12 protein-coding genes are annotated in these 15,587 nt (G+C 63.2%); 6 read left to right on the forward strand and 6 right to left on the reverse strand.

The features are described 5' to 3' along the window. The first annotated feature begins 154 nt into the window (after positions 1 to 154). A complete protein-coding gene (locus AC1DXN_RS15520) occupies positions 155 to 1,039 on the forward strand; it encodes an SGNH/GDSL hydrolase family protein (RefSeq protein WP_477274432.1) in 885 nt (294 codons plus the stop codon). 66 nt (positions 1,040 to 1,105) lie between these two features. On the opposite strand, the gene AC1DXN_RS15525 is transcribed toward AC1DXN_RS15520, so the two are convergent. Both AC1DXN_RS15525 and AC1DXN_RS15530 read right to left on the reverse strand, forming a co-directional pair. Next, on the reverse strand, positions 1,106 to 2,806 hold the full coding sequence (locus tag AC1DXN_RS15525; RefSeq protein ID WP_477274434.1) for a hydantoinase B/oxoprolinase family protein: 1,701 nt from the start codon (positions 2,804 to 2,806) through the stop codon (positions 1,106 to 1,108). 1 nt (position 2,807) lies between these two features. Next, complete coding sequence (locus AC1DXN_RS15530) at positions 2,808 to 4,892, reverse strand: hydantoinase/oxoprolinase family protein (protein ID WP_477274436.1); 2,085 nt, start codon at positions 4,890 to 4,892, stop codon at positions 2,808 to 2,810. 220 nt (positions 4,893 to 5,112) lie between these two features. Between AC1DXN_RS15530 and AC1DXN_RS15535 the strand changes: the two genes are divergently transcribed. The 5 genes from AC1DXN_RS15535 (at position 5,113) to AC1DXN_RS15555 (ending at position 11,558) form a co-directional block, all read left to right on the forward strand. Next, positions 5,113 to 5,940, forward strand: coding sequence for a ferredoxin--NADP reductase (locus AC1DXN_RS15535; RefSeq protein WP_477274438.1), 828 nt, complete (start codon positions 5,113 to 5,115; stop codon positions 5,938 to 5,940). A 154-nt stretch (positions 5,941 to 6,094) separates the two neighbouring features. Then, positions 6,095 to 7,144: a deoxyribose-phosphate aldolase gene (gene deoC / locus AC1DXN_RS15540; RefSeq protein WP_477274440.1), complete on the forward strand. Its 1,050-nt coding sequence runs from the start codon at positions 6,095 to 6,097 to the stop codon at positions 7,142 to 7,144. 67 nt (positions 7,145 to 7,211) lie between these two features. Then, complete coding sequence (locus AC1DXN_RS15545; RefSeq protein ID WP_477274442.1) at positions 7,212 to 9,584, forward strand: aldehyde dehydrogenase family protein; 2,373 nt, start codon at positions 7,212 to 7,214, stop codon at positions 9,582 to 9,584. A 179-nt stretch (positions 9,585 to 9,763) separates the two neighbouring features. Next, positions 9,764 to 10,495, forward strand: coding sequence for an SDR family oxidoreductase (locus AC1DXN_RS15550; RefSeq protein ID WP_477274444.1), 732 nt, complete (start codon positions 9,764 to 9,766; stop codon positions 10,493 to 10,495). Positions 10,496 to 10,712: 217 nt separating this feature from the next. After that, positions 10,713 to 11,558, forward strand: a complete 846-nt coding sequence (locus AC1DXN_RS15555; protein ID WP_477274446.1) for a fumarylacetoacetate hydrolase family protein — start codon at positions 10,713 to 10,715, stop codon at positions 11,556 to 11,558. A gap of 110 nt (positions 11,559 to 11,668) precedes the next feature. On the opposite strand, the gene AC1DXN_RS15560 is transcribed toward AC1DXN_RS15555, so the two are convergent. From AC1DXN_RS15560 to AC1DXN_RS15575, 4 genes are read right to left on the reverse strand one after another with little or no spacing between them, the layout of a single operon-like run. Next, positions 11,669 to 12,667: an ABC transporter ATP-binding protein gene (locus AC1DXN_RS15560; RefSeq protein ID WP_477274448.1), complete on the reverse strand. Its 999-nt coding sequence runs from the start codon at positions 12,665 to 12,667 to the stop codon at positions 11,669 to 11,671. A gap of 16 nt (positions 12,668 to 12,683) precedes the next feature. Then, the gene (locus AC1DXN_RS15565) at positions 12,684 to 13,745 is read right to left on the reverse strand and encodes a Gfo/Idh/MocA family protein (protein ID WP_477240849.1); all 1,062 of its coding nucleotides are present in this window, start codon (positions 13,743 to 13,745) and stop codon (positions 12,684 to 12,686) included. Further along, entirely contained in the window at positions 13,742 to 14,581 is an 840-nt protein-coding gene (locus AC1DXN_RS15570; RefSeq protein ID WP_477240851.1) for a carbohydrate ABC transporter permease, read from the reverse strand. Before AC1DXN_RS15570 ends, AC1DXN_RS15565 begins: the two co-directional genes overlap by 4 nt. A gap of 10 nt (positions 14,582 to 14,591) precedes the next feature. Beyond that, positions 14,592 to 15,521, reverse strand: coding sequence for a carbohydrate ABC transporter permease (locus AC1DXN_RS15575; RefSeq protein ID WP_477321870.1), 930 nt, complete (start codon positions 15,519 to 15,521; stop codon positions 14,592 to 14,594). Positions 15,522 to 15,587: the final 66 nt, after the last annotated feature.

Here is a 15,587-nt window from a genome sequence, read left to right on the forward strand (position 1 = left end):
AGTCTATGGTCTTTTACGGGCTCCACGGAGACGGAAACGACATGCTCTGCGGCGATCCCGGCGCAGCAAATCTCAACGTAATCTAAATTACAGATCGATCATGTGCATCGGCAGATGCTGGGCCTGTCGCAGACGGTCGTGGGAGGGACTTGGGATGGACCAGCAGGAATTCGTGCAGGAAGCCGCGCAGCGGCGCATCGATGAAGACATCGCCAAGCGCATCCGCGTCCACCAGGCCAACATCGAGCGGCTGGCAACCGCAAGGGAAAGCGCCGGCAATCTCGCGGCCGCCGTCTCCAACCGCCCGCTGGTGATGCTGGCGCAGGGCGATTCCTGGTTTGACTACCCGTTGACCGGAAACGGATTTCCGCTTGTCGACACCGATGTGATCGCGCAACTGCGTCGGATCGGCTCGATGCCGCCGACGATCCTGAACCTTGCGCATCATGGCGATGCGGCGACCGACGAGATCTCGCTGCCCAAGCAGCAACGGATGATTTCAGCCTTGCGCAACAAGGCGAACTGGCTGGACGGCAAGCCCGACGCCATCCTGTTCTCGGCCGGCGGCAACGACATTGCCGGCGACCAGTTCTGCATTTTCCTCGACTTCAATGACGGCCATGCCGCCGGGCTCAACAAGGACCGGTTCACCAAGGCGCTCGGCATGGTCGAGGCCTGCTATCTCGATCTCTTCGCATTGCGCGACCGGGTGGCGCCTGGCGTGCCGATCTTCGGCCATTGCTACGACTTTCCGATCCCGAATGGGTCGCATCCGTCTTGTGTCGGTCCGTGGCTGAAACCGTCGCTCGATTTCTGCAACTGGTCGGTCGCGCAAGGCACGGTCATCGTCCATGACACGCTGGCGGCGTTCCGGAATCTCGTGAAACGCCTTGCGGATGAGCCTCGCAACAAATTCCATCTGGTCGATACACAAGGAACGCTGAAACCAGCCGACTGGGCCAACGAGCTTCATCCGGGTCCAGCAGGGTTCAAGAAGATCGCGCAGAAATTTGCTGACGCTCTGAAGGCGAATTTGTAGGTGCGGCCGTCAGCTTTGCCCGGCGGCGCTCGGTCCTGGCTCGCAAGGACTGCGTTCGTCGCGCGTCTACCCTTTGTGCGTCGGTGACCACCCGAACATCTTCGTAGCCTGCTCGACCGTATAGTAACCCAGGGCCACATCCCGCAGCACCAGATCGGCGTCGCGTTCGAACGGGTCGCCATAACCGCCGCCACCTGGCGTGCCGACGCGCACCCGGTCGCCGGCCTTCAGCGCGATGTCCTGTTCCTTGGAGAGATGCGGCGGTACATGTTCCTCGCCGCCACGGAACACGGTCACCGTGTTGACCGCGCCATCCTTGCCGCCGAGCGCGCCTTGCGGGCCGAAACGGCCGTGATCCATGACGAAGGAGGCGCGGGCGTCACCGCGCAGGATCTCCACCTCATATGCGAGACCAAAACCGCCGCGATGCTTGCCGGCGCCGCCGGAACCTTCGCGCAAGGCGTAGTGGCGATAGAGCACCGGAAACGCCTGCTCCATGATCTCGACCGGCGGCGACTTGGAAATGCCGATGGTCGAGCAGCCATTGGTCAGGCCGTCATGGCCGGCATTGCCGCCATAGCCGCCGCCGGAGATCTGGTACATCACATAATCGCGGCCGCGCGCTGGGTCGTTGCCGCCGAGCGCGAAATTGCCGCTGGAGCCGGCGGGTGCCGCCGTCACCTTGTCCGGCAGCGCTTGCACCATGGCCGCGAACACCGCCTCGGCGATGCGCTGCGAAACCTCGGCCGCACAGCCGGATACGGGGCGCGGATATTTGGCATCGAGGAACGTGCCTTCCGGCCGCTTGACGATCAGCGGCTCGAAAGCGCCGGCGCTGATCGGCACGTCGGGGAAAATATGACGCATGGCGAGATAGACCGAGGATAAGGTCGTCGCCAGCACGCTGTTCATCGGCCCGGCGCAAGGCTTTGACGAGCCGGTGAAATCGAAGCTCAGCGTGTCGCCCCGCTTTTCGATCGCCAGCGCGATGGTCAGCGGCTCGTTCACCACCCCGTCGGAATCGACGAATGCCTTGGAATGGTAAGTGCCGTCGGGAATGGCTGAGATGTTGGCGCGCATCTGTTCGGCGGCGCGGCGGCGCAGTTCGGCGATCGCTTCGACAACCGTTTCGTCACCGTAACGGTCCAGGATTCCATTGAGCCTGTCCTGGCCGATCAGCAGCGCCGCCGCCTGCGCACGGATATCGCCAATGCGTTGGTCGGCGACGCGGATGTTCGAGCAGATGATCGCGTAGATCTCGGGATCGAGCACGCCCTTCTTGAACAGCTTGACCGGCGGCAGCCGCAGCCCTTCCTGCTCGACCGCCGTCGCCGAAGCCGAGAAGCCGCCCGGCACCGAGCCGCCAATGTCGGGCCAGTGGCCGGTGTTCGACAGCCAGCAAAATATCTTGCCGTTCCGGTAGACCGGCATGGCGAAGCGCACATCCATCAGATGCGTGCCGCCGAGATAGGGATCGTTGACGATGTAAATGTCGCCCGGTTCCGGCGGCAGGCAGCGTCCGTCGGCGATCATTTCGATCACCGTTTTGGTCGAATACTGCATGACGCCGACGAATACCGGCAGGCCCTGGCTGCCTTGCGCGATCAGCGAACCATCGACGGCGGAATAGATGCCGTCAGAGCGGTCATTGGCTTCGGCGATGACAGGCGAGAAGGCGGCGCGGGAAAAGGTCAGGTCCATCTCGTCGCAGACCTGCTGCAGGGCCGCCTGGAGGACCGAAAGCGTGATGGCGTCGAGCTTTTGCATCTCAGGCCTCGCCGATCTCGATGATGATGTTGCCGTCGGCGTCCGAGCGCGCGCGGTCGCCGGGTTCGAGCACGGTGGTCGCGTCCATCTGTTCGAGGATCGCCGGTCCTTCGATGATAGCGTCGAGCGGCAGTTTTTCGCGCGCATACACCGGCGTCTCGTACCAGGTTCCGGCGTACCAGACCGGCCGTATCTCGCGCCGCGCTTCGTCAAGCGTTTTGGCGCGCCCCGCCGGGTCGATCAGTCGCGACAGATCGATCGCCGGCCGCACGCCGGTGACCGAAGTGTTGAGGTTGACCAGATTGGCGCGGATCTCCGGCAGCTCGACCTTGAAGCGGGCGAAATAGGCTTTTTCGAAAAGCTGCTGCAACGTTGCGCGGGTCACCGACGACGACGGCAGCGGCACGTTGATTATGTGGGTCTGGCCAACGAACTGCATGTCGGCGGAGTGGGTGACGCGGATCGTCTCTGGCGTCACCGCCTCCTTGCCGATCAGATCCTCGCCTTCGTTTCGGTGCCGTTCCAATACCTCGCGAAGCTTCGCTTCGTCGAGCATGGCGACCGGCTGGTTGATCGTGTTGACGAAATCGTGGCGCAGGTCGGCGACGACGCAGCCGAGTGCGTTGGTGATGCCCGGACGCGCCGGCACCAGCACTTTCGGCAGGCCGAGCTCGCGCGCCAACGCAGTCGCATGCAGCGGCCCGGCGCCGCCAAAGGCGAACAGCGCGAAATCGCGCGGATCGTGGCCGCGCGACACCGAGACCATGCGGATGGCGCCGGCCATCTTCATGTTGCCGAGCCGCAGCACCGCACCCGCCGCCTCGACGCCGGAAAGGCCGGTTGCGCGGCCAATCTTGTTCTCGAAAATGCCGGTGACGCGTTCGACGGTGACCGGATTTTCGACCGCCAGCAATTTCTTCGGCGCCAGCCGGCCGAGCACCAGATTGGCGTCGGTGATGGTCGGCTCCAGGCCTCCGCGCCCATAGCAGATCGGGCCGGGATTGGCGCCGGCGCTTTCCGGGCCGATCTGGATGAGCCCTGCCGCATCGACGCGGGCGATCGAGCCGCCACCGGCGCCGACCGTATGCACGGCCACCATCGGCACATGGATCGGCATCGCATATTCGATCTCGATCTCGTTGGACACTGCCGGCTCGGCATTGCGGATCAGCGCCACGTCGGTCGAGGTGCCGCCCATGTCGTAGGTCACCAGGTTTTCGAAGCCGGCGCGTTTTCCCGTATAGGCGGCGGCGATGACGCCTGAGGCCGGCCCGGACATCACGGTCTTTGCCGATTCGCGGGTGACGAAGCGAGCCGAGATCATGCCGCCATTGCCGTTCATGATCAGGAAGTCGCGGGCGTAGCCTTTTGCGCCCAATTCCTTGCGCAGCCGCTCGACATAGCGCTCGAGGATCGGCTGCACCGAAGCGTTGACCGAGGCGGTCACGCCGCGCTCGAATTCGCGCGCTTCCGAAAGCAGTGCATGGCCGGTGGTGATGTAGCCGTTTGGCCAGAGTTCGGCGGCGATTTCCGCCGCGCGCCGCTCATGCCTGGGATTGGCGTAGGAATGGAGGAAATGGATGACCAGGGACTCACAGCCGTCGGCGATCAACTGCGAAAGTGCCGCCCGCATCTCGGCCTCGTCGAGCGGAATGCGCACCGCTCCGGACGCTTCGACACGCTCGGACACTTCGAGCCGCAGATTGCGCGGAATGATCGGCACGAAAGTGCCGGTCATGCCGTAAGCTTGCGGCCGCGTGCGACGGCCAAGCTCGATCACGTCGCGAAAGCCGCGCGTGGTGATCATGCCGGTTTTCGCCAGCCGGCGCTCCAGCACGGCGTTGGTGGTGGTGGTCGTGCCGTGCACGATCAGGTCGATGCCGTCGATCGGAAATCCGGTGGCCCCGAGTGCTGAAACGACACCGAATGCCTGGTTGTCGACCGTGGTCGGGGTCTTGGCGATATGCACCCGTCCGCCGTCGCGTCCGTCGATCAGAAGCAGGTCCGTAAAGGTCCCGCCGACATCGATGCCAGCGACGACTTTGCCAAGGGAATCGTGCGCCTGCGCCGAAAAATTCTCTTTCATTGTCGAAACCCGAAATATCAGGACTACGGATATGTCTCAGTTTGGAAAGCTGTTTCACACTGGCGTCTTGACGCAAATATCGTTTGTATACTAATAAATTCCGGACACAAGAGCTTACCGCTTGGCAGTGTGCAAACGGCACGCCAGAACCTGAATGGTTCGGGCGCGCAGGTGAAAGTTCGGCGCCCGCATCCTGAGTCGGGCCAGAAAGTTGGATTTGATGAACACCACATCCGCTCTCAACACCGCCGGCGCCCGTCCGCTGCAATTCCCGATTCCGGCCAACGTCTATGCCGAGACCGTTGTCTCGGTGAAGCACTATACCGACCGCCTGTTTTCGTTCCGCATCACCCGCCCGCAGTCGCTGCGCTTCCGCTCCGGCGAGTTCGTCATGATCGGCCTGCCCAATGCCGAGAAGCCGGTGTTCCGCGCCTATTCCATCGCCAGCCCGGCCTGGGACGAAGAGCTGGAATTCTTCTCGATCAAGGTGCCGGACGGCCCGTTGACCTCGGAGTTGCAGAAGATCCAGGTTGGCGACACCGTCATCATGCGCCAGAAGTCGACCGGCACGCTGGTGGTCGACGCTCTGACCCCGGCCAAGCGCCTGTTCATGATCTCGACCGGCACCGGCATCGCGCCTTTCGCCAGCCTGCTGCGCGATCCCGATACCTATGAAAAGTTCGACCAGCTCATCCTGACCCACACCTGCCGCGATACCGCCGAACTGACCTACGGCCAGGAACTGGTGGCGGCGCTTGAAAGCGACCCGCTGATCGGCGAACTGACCGGCGGCCGCGTCACTCTTTACAATTCGACGACGCGCGAAGAGTCCGAGCGTATGGGCCGCATCACTGCGCTGATCGGCTCCGGGAAGTTCTATGCCGATCTCGGTATCGACAAGCTCAATCCGGAGACCGACCGCATCATGATCTGCGGCTCGATGCATATGCTCAAGGACGTCAAGGAACTGGCCGAAAGCCTGGGCTTCCAGGAAGGCTCGCTGCATCACCCCGCGACCTTCGTCGTCGAGCGCGCCTTCGTCGGCTGACCAGACCCAGGCATCTCAAAACCAGCACTTTTGACCACGCGGTCAAAAATCAGCTGTTTCCGCGGCCTTTTTCAGCTATGACCCTTTGAAAGACTCGTGAAGCATCAATTCACGAGCTATCTTCGGCGCAAGTCGTTGAATGAAAGGGCAGGAGATGAGCAGCACAATCCGCGAAGCCGATCTTGGCTCGCCCAAGGTGACGCCGTTGCCGGCGCGCGCCGCCGCCAACACGCCTGTCCCGCTCGACCATCGCATCGCCCGCAACCCCGGCATGAAGCTCGATCTCGGCTTCATGGAATCGGTGCGTAGCGTCAACCGTTCGGCACTCGAACGCCGCGTCGCCAGCCTGACCAAACGGCGCTCGATCAAGGCCGACAATCAGGCGGCCTGGCTGCTGCGCGCCGTTGCCTGCATGGACCTGACGACGCTGAATTCCAACGACACCGAGGAGCGTGTGCGCCGGCTCTGCGCCAAGGCGATCAATCCGTTCCGCCGCGACATCGTCGAAGGCCTCGGCATAGTGGGTGAAAAGATCCGCCCGGCGGCGGTCTGCGTCTATCATCCCTTCGTCGCCACCGCCGTCGACGCCGTGCGCGGCACCGGCATTCACGTTGCTGCCGTGTCCACTGCTTTTCCGCATGGCCTTGCCCCGCTTTCGACGCGCCTGCAGGAGATTGAAGCCTCGGTCAGGGATGGCGCCGACGAGATCGACGTCGTCATTCCACGTGGCTTGGTGTTCGGCGCCAAGTGGCGGGAGCTTTACAATGAGATCGTCTCGATGCGTGCCGCTTGCGGCGATGCGCATCTGAAGGTCATCCTCGGCACTGGCGACCTCGCCACGCTGCGCAATGTCATGCTGGCCTCGATGGTGGCGATGATGGCGGGTGCGGATTTCATAAAGACCTCGACCGGCAAGGAGAGCGTCAACGCGACGTTGCCCGTTGGCCTGGCCATGGTGCGCGCTATCAGGGCCTATTTCGAAGAGACCGGCTACCTCATCGGCTTCAAGCCTGCCGGCGGCATCTCCACCGCAAAAGTCTCGCTCGACTGGCTGGTGCTGATGAAGGAGGAGCTCGGCCGTCCATGGCTGGAGCCCGAGCTGTTCCGCTTCGGTGCGTCGAGCCTGTTGACCGACATCGAGCGCCAGCTTGAGCATCATCTGACCGGGCATTATTCGGCCAATCACCGCCACGCGATGGCGTGAAACCCCCACCCCGATCGGCGTTGCCGATCGACCCTCCCCACAAGGAGGAGGGTGAAGGAGGCACCACATGAACATTCTCGAACGCTATCACGCCATGGAGTACGGCCCGGCGCCGGAAGCCCGCAACGAGGCCGACGCGTGGTTGGCTGCGCGCGATTTCGGCAAGGCGCTGTTCATCGGCGGCGGCTGGAAGGCAGCCACGGGCGGCAAGACTTTTGACACCAGCGAGCCGTCCTCGGGCAAATTGCTGGCCAAGGTGTCGGATGCCGGCGCCGCCGACGTCGATGCCGCGGTTACGGCTGCCACCAAGGCGCTGCCGAAGTGGTCCGCTTCGTCAGGCTATCAACGCGCCAAGGTGCTTTACGCCATAGGCCGCGCCATGCAGCGCCACCAGCGCTTGTTCGCGGTGCTTGAGACAATCGACAACGGCAAGCCGATCCGTGAAAGCCGCGACATCGACGTGCCGCTGGCCATCCGCCATTTCATCCACCATGCCGGCTGGGCGCAGGCGCTGGACAAGGATTTTCCCGGCCACAAGGGCGTCGGTGTCGTTGGCCAGATCATCCCGTGGAATTTTCCGCTGCTGATGCTGGCCTGGAAGATCGCGCCGGCGCTTGCCGCCGGCTGCACGGTGGTGCTGAAGCCGGCCGAGTTCACGCCGCTCACCGCCATCCTGTTTGGCGAGATCTGCGAACGCGCCGGCGTGCCGAAGGGCGTCGTCAACATCGTCCAGGGCGGGCCTGAGGCAGGCGCGGCAATAGTCAACCATCCCGGTGTCCAGAAGATTGCCTTCACCGGCTCGTCCGAGGTCGGCAAGATCATCCGCAAGGCCACCGCCGGCTCGGGCAAGAAACTGTCGCTGGAGCTCGGCGGCAAATCGGCCTTCATCGTCTTCGAGGATGCCGATCTCGACAGCGCCGTCGAAGGGCTGGTCGACGGCATCTGGTTCAACCAGGGTCAGGTCTGCTGTGCCGGCTCGCGCCTTCTGGTCCAGGAGGGCATTGCCGATGCCTTCATCGCCAAGGTCAAGACGCGGATGAGCCGGCTGCGCGTCGGCAGCCCGCTCGACAAGAACACCGATATCGGCCCGCTGGTCGACGTGACCCAGCTTGACCGCGTCAAGGGTCTGGTCGCCGAAGGCGCCAAGCAGGGCGCCGTCTGCTGGCAACCGGATGTGGCGCTGCCGTCTTCCGGCTATTACCATTTGCCGACGCTGGCTACAGGTGTTGCGCCGGCTAACATTCTTGCGCAGGAGGAAGTGTTCGGGCCGGTGCTGGCCACCATGACCTTCCGCAACACCGAGGAAGCGATCGAGCTCGCCAACAACACCCGCTACGGGCTGGCCGCTTCGGTGTGGAGCGAAAACGTCAACCTCGCGCTGCACGTTGCGCCGCAATTGAAGGCCGGCGTCGTCTGGGTCAACGGCACCAACATGTTCGACGCCGCCTGCGGCTTCGGCGGCTACCGCGAGAGCGGTTTTGGCCGCGAAGGCGGGCGCGAAGGCATGTTCGAATATCTCGTGGCAAAACTCCCGCTCGGTCCGGTCATCAAGCCGGCAATCGCTTCGGCCCAGGCCGTCGAGCAGTCCGAAGGCGAGGCCATCGACCGCACGGCAAAGCTGTTCATCGGCGGCAAGCAGGTGCGGCCGGACGGCAATTACTCGATTCCTGTCGCCACTGCCAAGGGCAAGCTTGCCGGCGAGGTCGGTCTCGGCAGCCGCAAGGATATCCGTGACGCCGTCTCGGCGGCTCGCGCCTGCAAGGCATGGCCGGAGGCGACCGCCTACAACCGCAGCCAGGTCCTCTACTACCTCGCCGAAAACCTCTCCGGCCGTGCCGACGAATTTGCCGCGCGCCTCACAGAACTCACCGGCGCAACGGCCAAGGCCGCAAGGGAAGAGGTAGAGCAGTCGATCGAGCGGCTGTTTCTCTATGCCGGCCTCGCCGACAAGTTCGAGGGCCGGGTGCATCAGCCGCCGGCGCGCGCCGTCACGCTGGCGCTGCATGAGCCGGTCGGCGTCGTCGGCATCGTCGCACCGGACAATGCGCCCTTGCTTGGCCTGATCTCGCTGGTGGCCCCGGCGCTTGCCATGGGCAACGCCGTGGTTGCGGTGCCGTCGGAAAAATACCCGCTGCTCGCCACCGATCTCTATCAGGTGATCGAATATTCCGACGTTCCGGCCGGCGCCATCAACATCGTCACCGGGCGCACCGCCGAACTCGCCGGCGTGCTGGCCAAGCATGACGATGTCGACGGGCTCTGGGTCTTCGCCGATGCCGAGACCTGCGCCAAGGCCGAAGCCGAGTCCATCGGCAACCTCAAGCGGGTCTGGACCGGCCATGGTCGCAGCCTCGACTGGGCGTCGAATGAGGCCGCCGGCGATGCTTTCCTGCGCCGTGCCATCGAGGTCAAGAACGTCTGGGTGCCCTACGGCGACTGAGCGTCGCACTCCCTGTCTGGAGCAGGCGTTCGGGCTTGACGCACCAAATAATGTTCTTTACCGAGAAAAAACATTTTTCGGTCGAGCGCAGGCGGCACAATAGTGCTTGCCTGGCACAATGCGTCTTGCCCATCCGCCGGTAGAACCCGGCTGATCGCAAACGGACGAGGAGAAGACGAATGGCGGATCTGACCGGCAAAACCGTTGTCGTCACGGCTGCGGCGCAAGGCATCGGCCGGGCGAGCGCGCTGGCCTTCGCCAAGGCGGGCGCCGTCGTCCATGCCACCGACATTAACGAAGCGCTGCTCGCCGAACTCGGCAAGACCTCTGGCATCAAGACCCGCAAGCTCGATGTGCTGAACGACGAGGCGGTGACATCGGGATTTGCCGCGATCGGCCCGGTCGACGTGCTGTTCAATTGCGCCGGCTTCGTTCATTCCGGCTCGATCCTCGAAATGAAGGATTCCGATCTCGATTTCGCCTTCAATCTCAATGTCCGCGCCATGATCCGCACCATCCGCGCTGTACTGCCCGGCATGCTGGCGCGTGGTGACGGCTCGATCATCAACATGTCTTCGGTCGCCGGCGCCGGCAAAGGCGTGCCAAACCGTTTCGCCTATGGCGTCACCAAGGCGGCGGTCATCGGCCTGACCAAGGCGATCGCTGCCGACTATGTCGGCAAGGGCATTCGCTGCAACGCCATCTGCCCCGGCACGGTCGAAAGCCCGTCGCTGCAGGACCGCATGCACGCGCAAGGCGACTATGATGCAGCGCGTGCGGCCTTCATCGCCCGCCAGCCAATGGGCCGCCTCGGCACGCCCGAGGAGATCGCCGATCTCGCCGTCTACCTGGCCGGTGCGACTTATACGTCTGGACAGGCCTATAATATCGACGGTGGCTGGTCGATCTGATCACGGGTTTCGGAAAAGATCGTGGGCGAACAGGAAGATCGGTTCCCGTTCCGGCGTTTATGGGAGATCGAGCAGTCTGAAAATCTCGCTCGCCGCCTAGCCGCGCTTGCCGGGATCAGGTTGATGGGTACGGTCCGCCCGGTTCCTCAGAGGAGCCATCGCTTCGGCGGAGAGTTTGCAAACGGCCATGAGGCCGCAAGTAGGGAGAATGATTTAGATGAAACTGCTGCGCTATGGCGAGATCGGGAGCGAACGCCCCGGCCTGCTCGACGCCGATGGAACGATCCGCGATCTCTCGGCTCATGTCGTCGACATTGCCGGCAAGGCGCTTGATCCGGCATCGCTCGCCGCGCTGGCGAAGCTCGATCCGAAGTCGCTGCCGGCAGTTTCCGGCAAGCCGCGCCTCGGCGCCTGCGTCGCCGGCACCGGCAAGTTCATCTGCATCGGCCTCAACTATTCCGACCACGCCGCCGAAACCGGCGCCACCGTGCCGCCGGAGCCGATCATCTTCATGAAGGCAAGCTCGGCCATTGTCGGCCCGGACGACGACGTGCTGATCCCGCGCGGCTCGGAGAAGACCGATTGGGAGGTCGAACTCGCCGTGGTCATCGGCAGAAAAGCAAAATATGTCAGCGAGGCTGAGGCGCTGGATTATGTTGCCGGCTACTGCGTCGCCCACGACGTGTCCGAGCGCGCCTTCCAGGCCGAGCGCCAGGGCCAGTGGACCAAGGGCAAGAGCTGCGACACTTTTGGGCCGACTGGCCCGTGGCTGGTCACCAAGGACGAGGTTGCCGATCCGCAGAACCTCAAAATGTGGCTGACGGTCAACGGCAAGACGATGCAGAACGGCTCGACCAAGACCATGGTCTATGGCGTTGCCTATCTGGTTTCCTATCTCAGCCAGTTCATGTCGCTGCACCCCGGCGACATTATTTCGACAGGCACACCGCCCGGCGTCGGGCTCGGCATGAAGCCGCCGGTGTTTTTGAAGGCTGGTGACGTGGTGGAGCTCGGCATCGAAGGGCTCGGCCAGCAGAAGCAGACCTTCAAGGCGGACGTGTAGGGGCGACTTCTCCGTTCTCTCCTTGTGGGCCTCAAAAAGGGGAGGAGGAGGCGGTTTCGCGCCCTTCCTCTCCCCCCTCCGGAGGGAGAGGAAGAGAAGCGCCGAAATATCTACTTGATCGTCCTGCCGTCGGCTCCAAACCGATACGTCCTCGCCGGATCCGGCGTCGCGTACAGCGTGGAACCCGGTTCGGCATTATAGACGCCGAAAATACGCACGGTAATAAGCCCGGCCTTTTCGCAGTCGAGATAGAGGTTGGTGTCGGCGCCGAGATGCTCGGCATGGACGACCGTGCCCTTCCACGCCCCGGATTTCGGATCGACGGTCAGGTGCTCTGGTCGCACGCCGATGGTCTTGGCCGTCTCGCCAAGCCTGGCACCGTCGACGAAATTCATTTTCGGTGAGCCGATGAAGCCGGCAACAAATTCGTTCGCCGGCGAATTGTAGAGCTCCATCGGCCCGCCGATCTGCTCGATCTTGCCGGCGTTCAGCACCACGATCTTGTCGGCCAGCGTCATCGCTTCGACCTGGTCATGGGTGACATAGATCATCGTTGCCTTCAGGCGGCGATGCAGCTGCGCGATCTCCAGCCGCGTGTTGACGCGCAGCGCCGCATCGAGGTTGGACAGCGGCTCGTCGAAGAGAAACAGTTTTGGTTCGCGCACCACCGCGCGGCCGATGGCGACACGCTGGCGCTGGCCGCCGGAGAGTTCGGCCGGCCGCCTTTCGAGATAGGGTTCCAGCGACAGCATCGACGAGGCGATGCCGATGCGCCGCTCGATCTCTGCCGCCGGCGTACCCGCCTGCTTCAGGCCAAGGCCCATATTGTTCTTCACCGTCAGATGCGGATAGAGCGCATAGGTCTGGAACACCATGGCGATGCCGCGTTTGGCCGGCGGCGTGGCGGAGACATCCGCGCCGTCGATCACCACCCGGCCGGAGGTCGAATCCTCCAGCCCGGCGATGACCCGAAGCAGCGTCGATTTTCCGCAGCCGGAAGGACCGACGAAGACGACGAATTCGCCGTCATTCACTTCGAGGTTGATGCCTTTCAGCACCTCGACCGGCCCGAAGGCCTTCTTCACATTCTCGATTATCAGCGAGCCCACGGCGTCGTTCCTATCGTTAGAGTTTGACGGCTGCGCCGCTGCGCACGCTCTCGTCGGCGGCAAGGCAGACGGCGAGCGATTTCACCGCGTCGTCCATATGGCGGGTCAGGTCGAGATCCTCGCGGACCGCCTTCAGCACGAAGGCCTGTTCGAGGTCACAAAGGTCCTGGTGGCCGGGTTCGCCCTGCATCGACAGCATCTCGTCTTGCCTGACGAACTTGCCATCCGGCCCGGTCGCCGCGCTGTGCAGGCGGATGGTCGAGGTCTTGGTGTGGGTGTCGATGTCGTCGGACTTGACGCCCTCCTTCATGACGATCGACACGCAGCCATTCGGCGAGATGACGTCCTTCACGAAGAAAGCCGTCTCCGAAATCATCGGACCCCAGCCGGCCTCGTACCAGCCGACCGACCCGTCGTCGAACAGCACCTGCAGGTGGCCATAATTGTACATCGAGGGCGCGACCTCCTCGGTCAGCCGCAGCCCCATGCCCCGCACCTCGACCGGCCTGGCGTCGGTGATCTGCAGCATCACGTCGAGATAGTGCACACCGCAGTCGACGATCGGCGACGTCGTCTGCATCAATTGCTTGTGCGTGTCCCAGGTATGGCCCGAGGATTGCTGGTTGAGGTTCATGCGGAACACGTAAGGGCCGCCAAGTTTGCGCGCCTCGACGATCAGCCTGACCCAGGACGGGTGATGGCGCAGGATGTAGCCGATCACCAGCTTCTTGCCATTGGCCTTGGCCGCCGCGACGACGCGCTTGGCGTCCGCCACCGTTGTCGCCAGCGGCTTTTCGACGAAGACATGGCAGCCGGCCTCGAACGCCTTCACCGCATAGTCGGCATGGCTGTCCGAATAGGTGGCGATGCAGGCGACATCGGGCTTTTCGTCGCGCAGCACCTCGTCGAAGGAGCGCCTGATGCCATAGCCGGAAAGCCCATCCGGCAACGGCACGTCCGAGCGGTTGATGAGTGCGGCAATCTCAAAGCCCGGATTGTTGTGATAGGCCAGCGCATGACTGCGGCCCATATTGCCGAGGCCGGCGACGACGACGCGAAGAGGCTTTTCGAAACTCACTTGACGGCTCCGGAAGTAATGCCGCGGATCAGCTGCCGCGAGAAGATGACGTAGAGGATCAGCACCGGCATGATCGCCAGCGACAGGGCGGCCAGGATCGCGTTCCAGTTGGTGACGAACTGGCCGAGGAAGAGCTGCGCGCCCAGCGTCACCGTCTTGGTCTCCTCCGACGGCGCCAGGATCAGCGGGAACCACAGATCGTTCCAGATCGGGATCATGGTGAAGACGGCGACCGTTGCCATCGATGGCCTGACCAGCGGCAGCACCAGCCGGAAGAAGATGGTGTATTCCGACAGCCCGTCGATGCGGCCGGCATTCTTCAAATCGTCGGACACCTGCTTCATGAATTCCGACAGGATGAACACGGCCAGTGGCAGGCCCTGCGCGGTGTAGACCAGGATCAGCGACGTCAGCGTATTGACCAGCCCGCTCGCAACCATCAACTGCAGGATGGCGACGGTACCTAGCCGGATCGGGATCATGATGCCGAGCGCCAGGTAAAGTCCCATCATCGTGTTGCCGCGGAAGCGATACTCCGACAGCGCAAACGCGGCCATGGCGCCGAACAGCAGCACGAAAAACAGCGAGGCGACGGTGACGACGAGGCTGTTCTGGAAATAGTGGATGAAGTCGCCCTGGCCGATCACGGTGGTATAGCCGATCAGGTCAAAGGTTTTTGGCGTCGGTGGCGTCAGCGGCTCGCTGAAGATGCCGGCGCGCGATTTGAACGAATTCATGATCACCAGGATCACCGGGGACAACGCGATCGCCGTGTAGGTCAACAGGATCGCGTGGGCGCCGATGGTGCGGGGCAGGGAACGGGTGGCGGTGCTCATCTTGCGCCCCTCAGAACTGGTAGCGACGCAGGCGCGTCTGCACGAGGAACAGGTAGACGCAGACGCCGCCAAGGATGATCAGGAACATCATCGTGGCAATCGCAGCGCCCATATTGGGATCACCGACCTGCAACTGGAAGCCGAAGAAGGCGCGGTAGAGGAAGGTGCCGAGGATATCGGTCGAATAGTTCGGCCCGGCGAGTGCCCCTTGCGCGGTGTAGATCAGGTCGAAGGCGTTGAAATTGCCGACGAAGGTCAGGATCGAGATGATGCCGATCGACGGCAGGATCAGCGGCAGCTTGATCTTCCAGAACTGCGACATGCCGGTGATGCCGTCGCATTCAGCGGCTTCGATGACCTCCTCAGGGATCGACAGCAGAGCGGCATAGATCAGCATCATCGGAATGCCGACGAACTGCCACACCGAGATCAGGCTGAGCGCGGTCAATGCGTATTGTTCCTTGCCGAGCCATGGCGTGAACAGGCTCTTCAAGCCGACCAGGTCCATCAGATGCGGCGCCACGCCCCACAGCGGCGACAGGATCAGCTTCCAGGCGAAGCCGACGATGACGAAGGACAGGATCGTCGGTACGAAGATCGCCGTGCGGTAGAAGGCGGCGAATCTCAGCCTCGGGCTGGACAGCAACGCAGCCAGAAGCACGCCGATCGGGTTCTGCACCAGCATGTGGATGATGAAGAACCAGGTGTTGTTCCTGAGCGCGTTCCAGAAATTCACCGACCAGTTGGGATCGCCGAACAGCGTGCGGAAATTCTGCAGCCCGACAAAGACCTGGTTCTGCTCGATGTTGCGAAACAGCGACAGCTGCAGCGTGCCGGCCAGCGGCAGGATCATGATCGCCGTATAGACCAGCAGCGCCGGCGCCAGGAAGACGCCGATATGCCAGCGAAAGGGTCGTTTCGGTCGTGTGTCTGCGGCCATGAGTTCGGTCCCCGCCGTCTCTCGGTTCCAAAGGGTGCGATGCTAGATGATGCCTCGATGCACGGC

This window comes from Mesorhizobium sp. P2_H9 (assembly GCF_056403215.1).

Bases quoted from the DNA above. Each gene is read 5' to 3' on its own strand.
- AC1DXN_RS15530 (WP_477274436.1), bottom strand. From the start codon at position 4,892: ATGAAAGAGAATTTTTCGGCGCAGGCGCACGATTCCCTTGGCAAAGTC.
- AC1DXN_RS15525 (WP_477274434.1), bottom strand. From the start codon at position 2,806: ATGCAAAAGCTCGACGCCATCACGCTTTCGGTCCTCCAGGCGGCCCTG.
- AC1DXN_RS15535 (WP_477274438.1), top strand. From the start codon at position 5,113: ATGAACACCACATCCGCTCTCAACACCGCCGGCGCCCGTCCGCTGCAA.
- deoC (WP_477274440.1), top strand. From the start codon at position 6,095: ATGAGCAGCACAATCCGCGAAGCCGATCTTGGCTCGCCCAAGGTGACG.
- AC1DXN_RS15555 (WP_477274446.1), top strand. From the start codon at position 10,713: ATGAAACTGCTGCGCTATGGCGAGATCGGGAGCGAACGCCCCGGCCTG.
- AC1DXN_RS15575 (WP_477321870.1), bottom strand. From the start codon at position 15,521: ATGGCCGCAGACACACGACCGAAACGACCCTTTCGCTGGCATATCGGC.
- AC1DXN_RS15520 (WP_477274432.1), top strand. From the start codon at position 155: ATGGACCAGCAGGAATTCGTGCAGGAAGCCGCGCAGCGGCGCATCGAT.
- AC1DXN_RS15545 (WP_477274442.1), top strand. From the start codon at position 7,212: ATGAACATTCTCGAACGCTATCACGCCATGGAGTACGGCCCGGCGCCG.
- AC1DXN_RS15550 (WP_477274444.1), top strand. From the start codon at position 9,764: ATGGCGGATCTGACCGGCAAAACCGTTGTCGTCACGGCTGCGGCGCAA.
- AC1DXN_RS15570 (WP_477240851.1), bottom strand. From the start codon at position 14,581: ATGAGCACCGCCACCCGTTCCCTGCCCCGCACCATCGGCGCCCACGCG.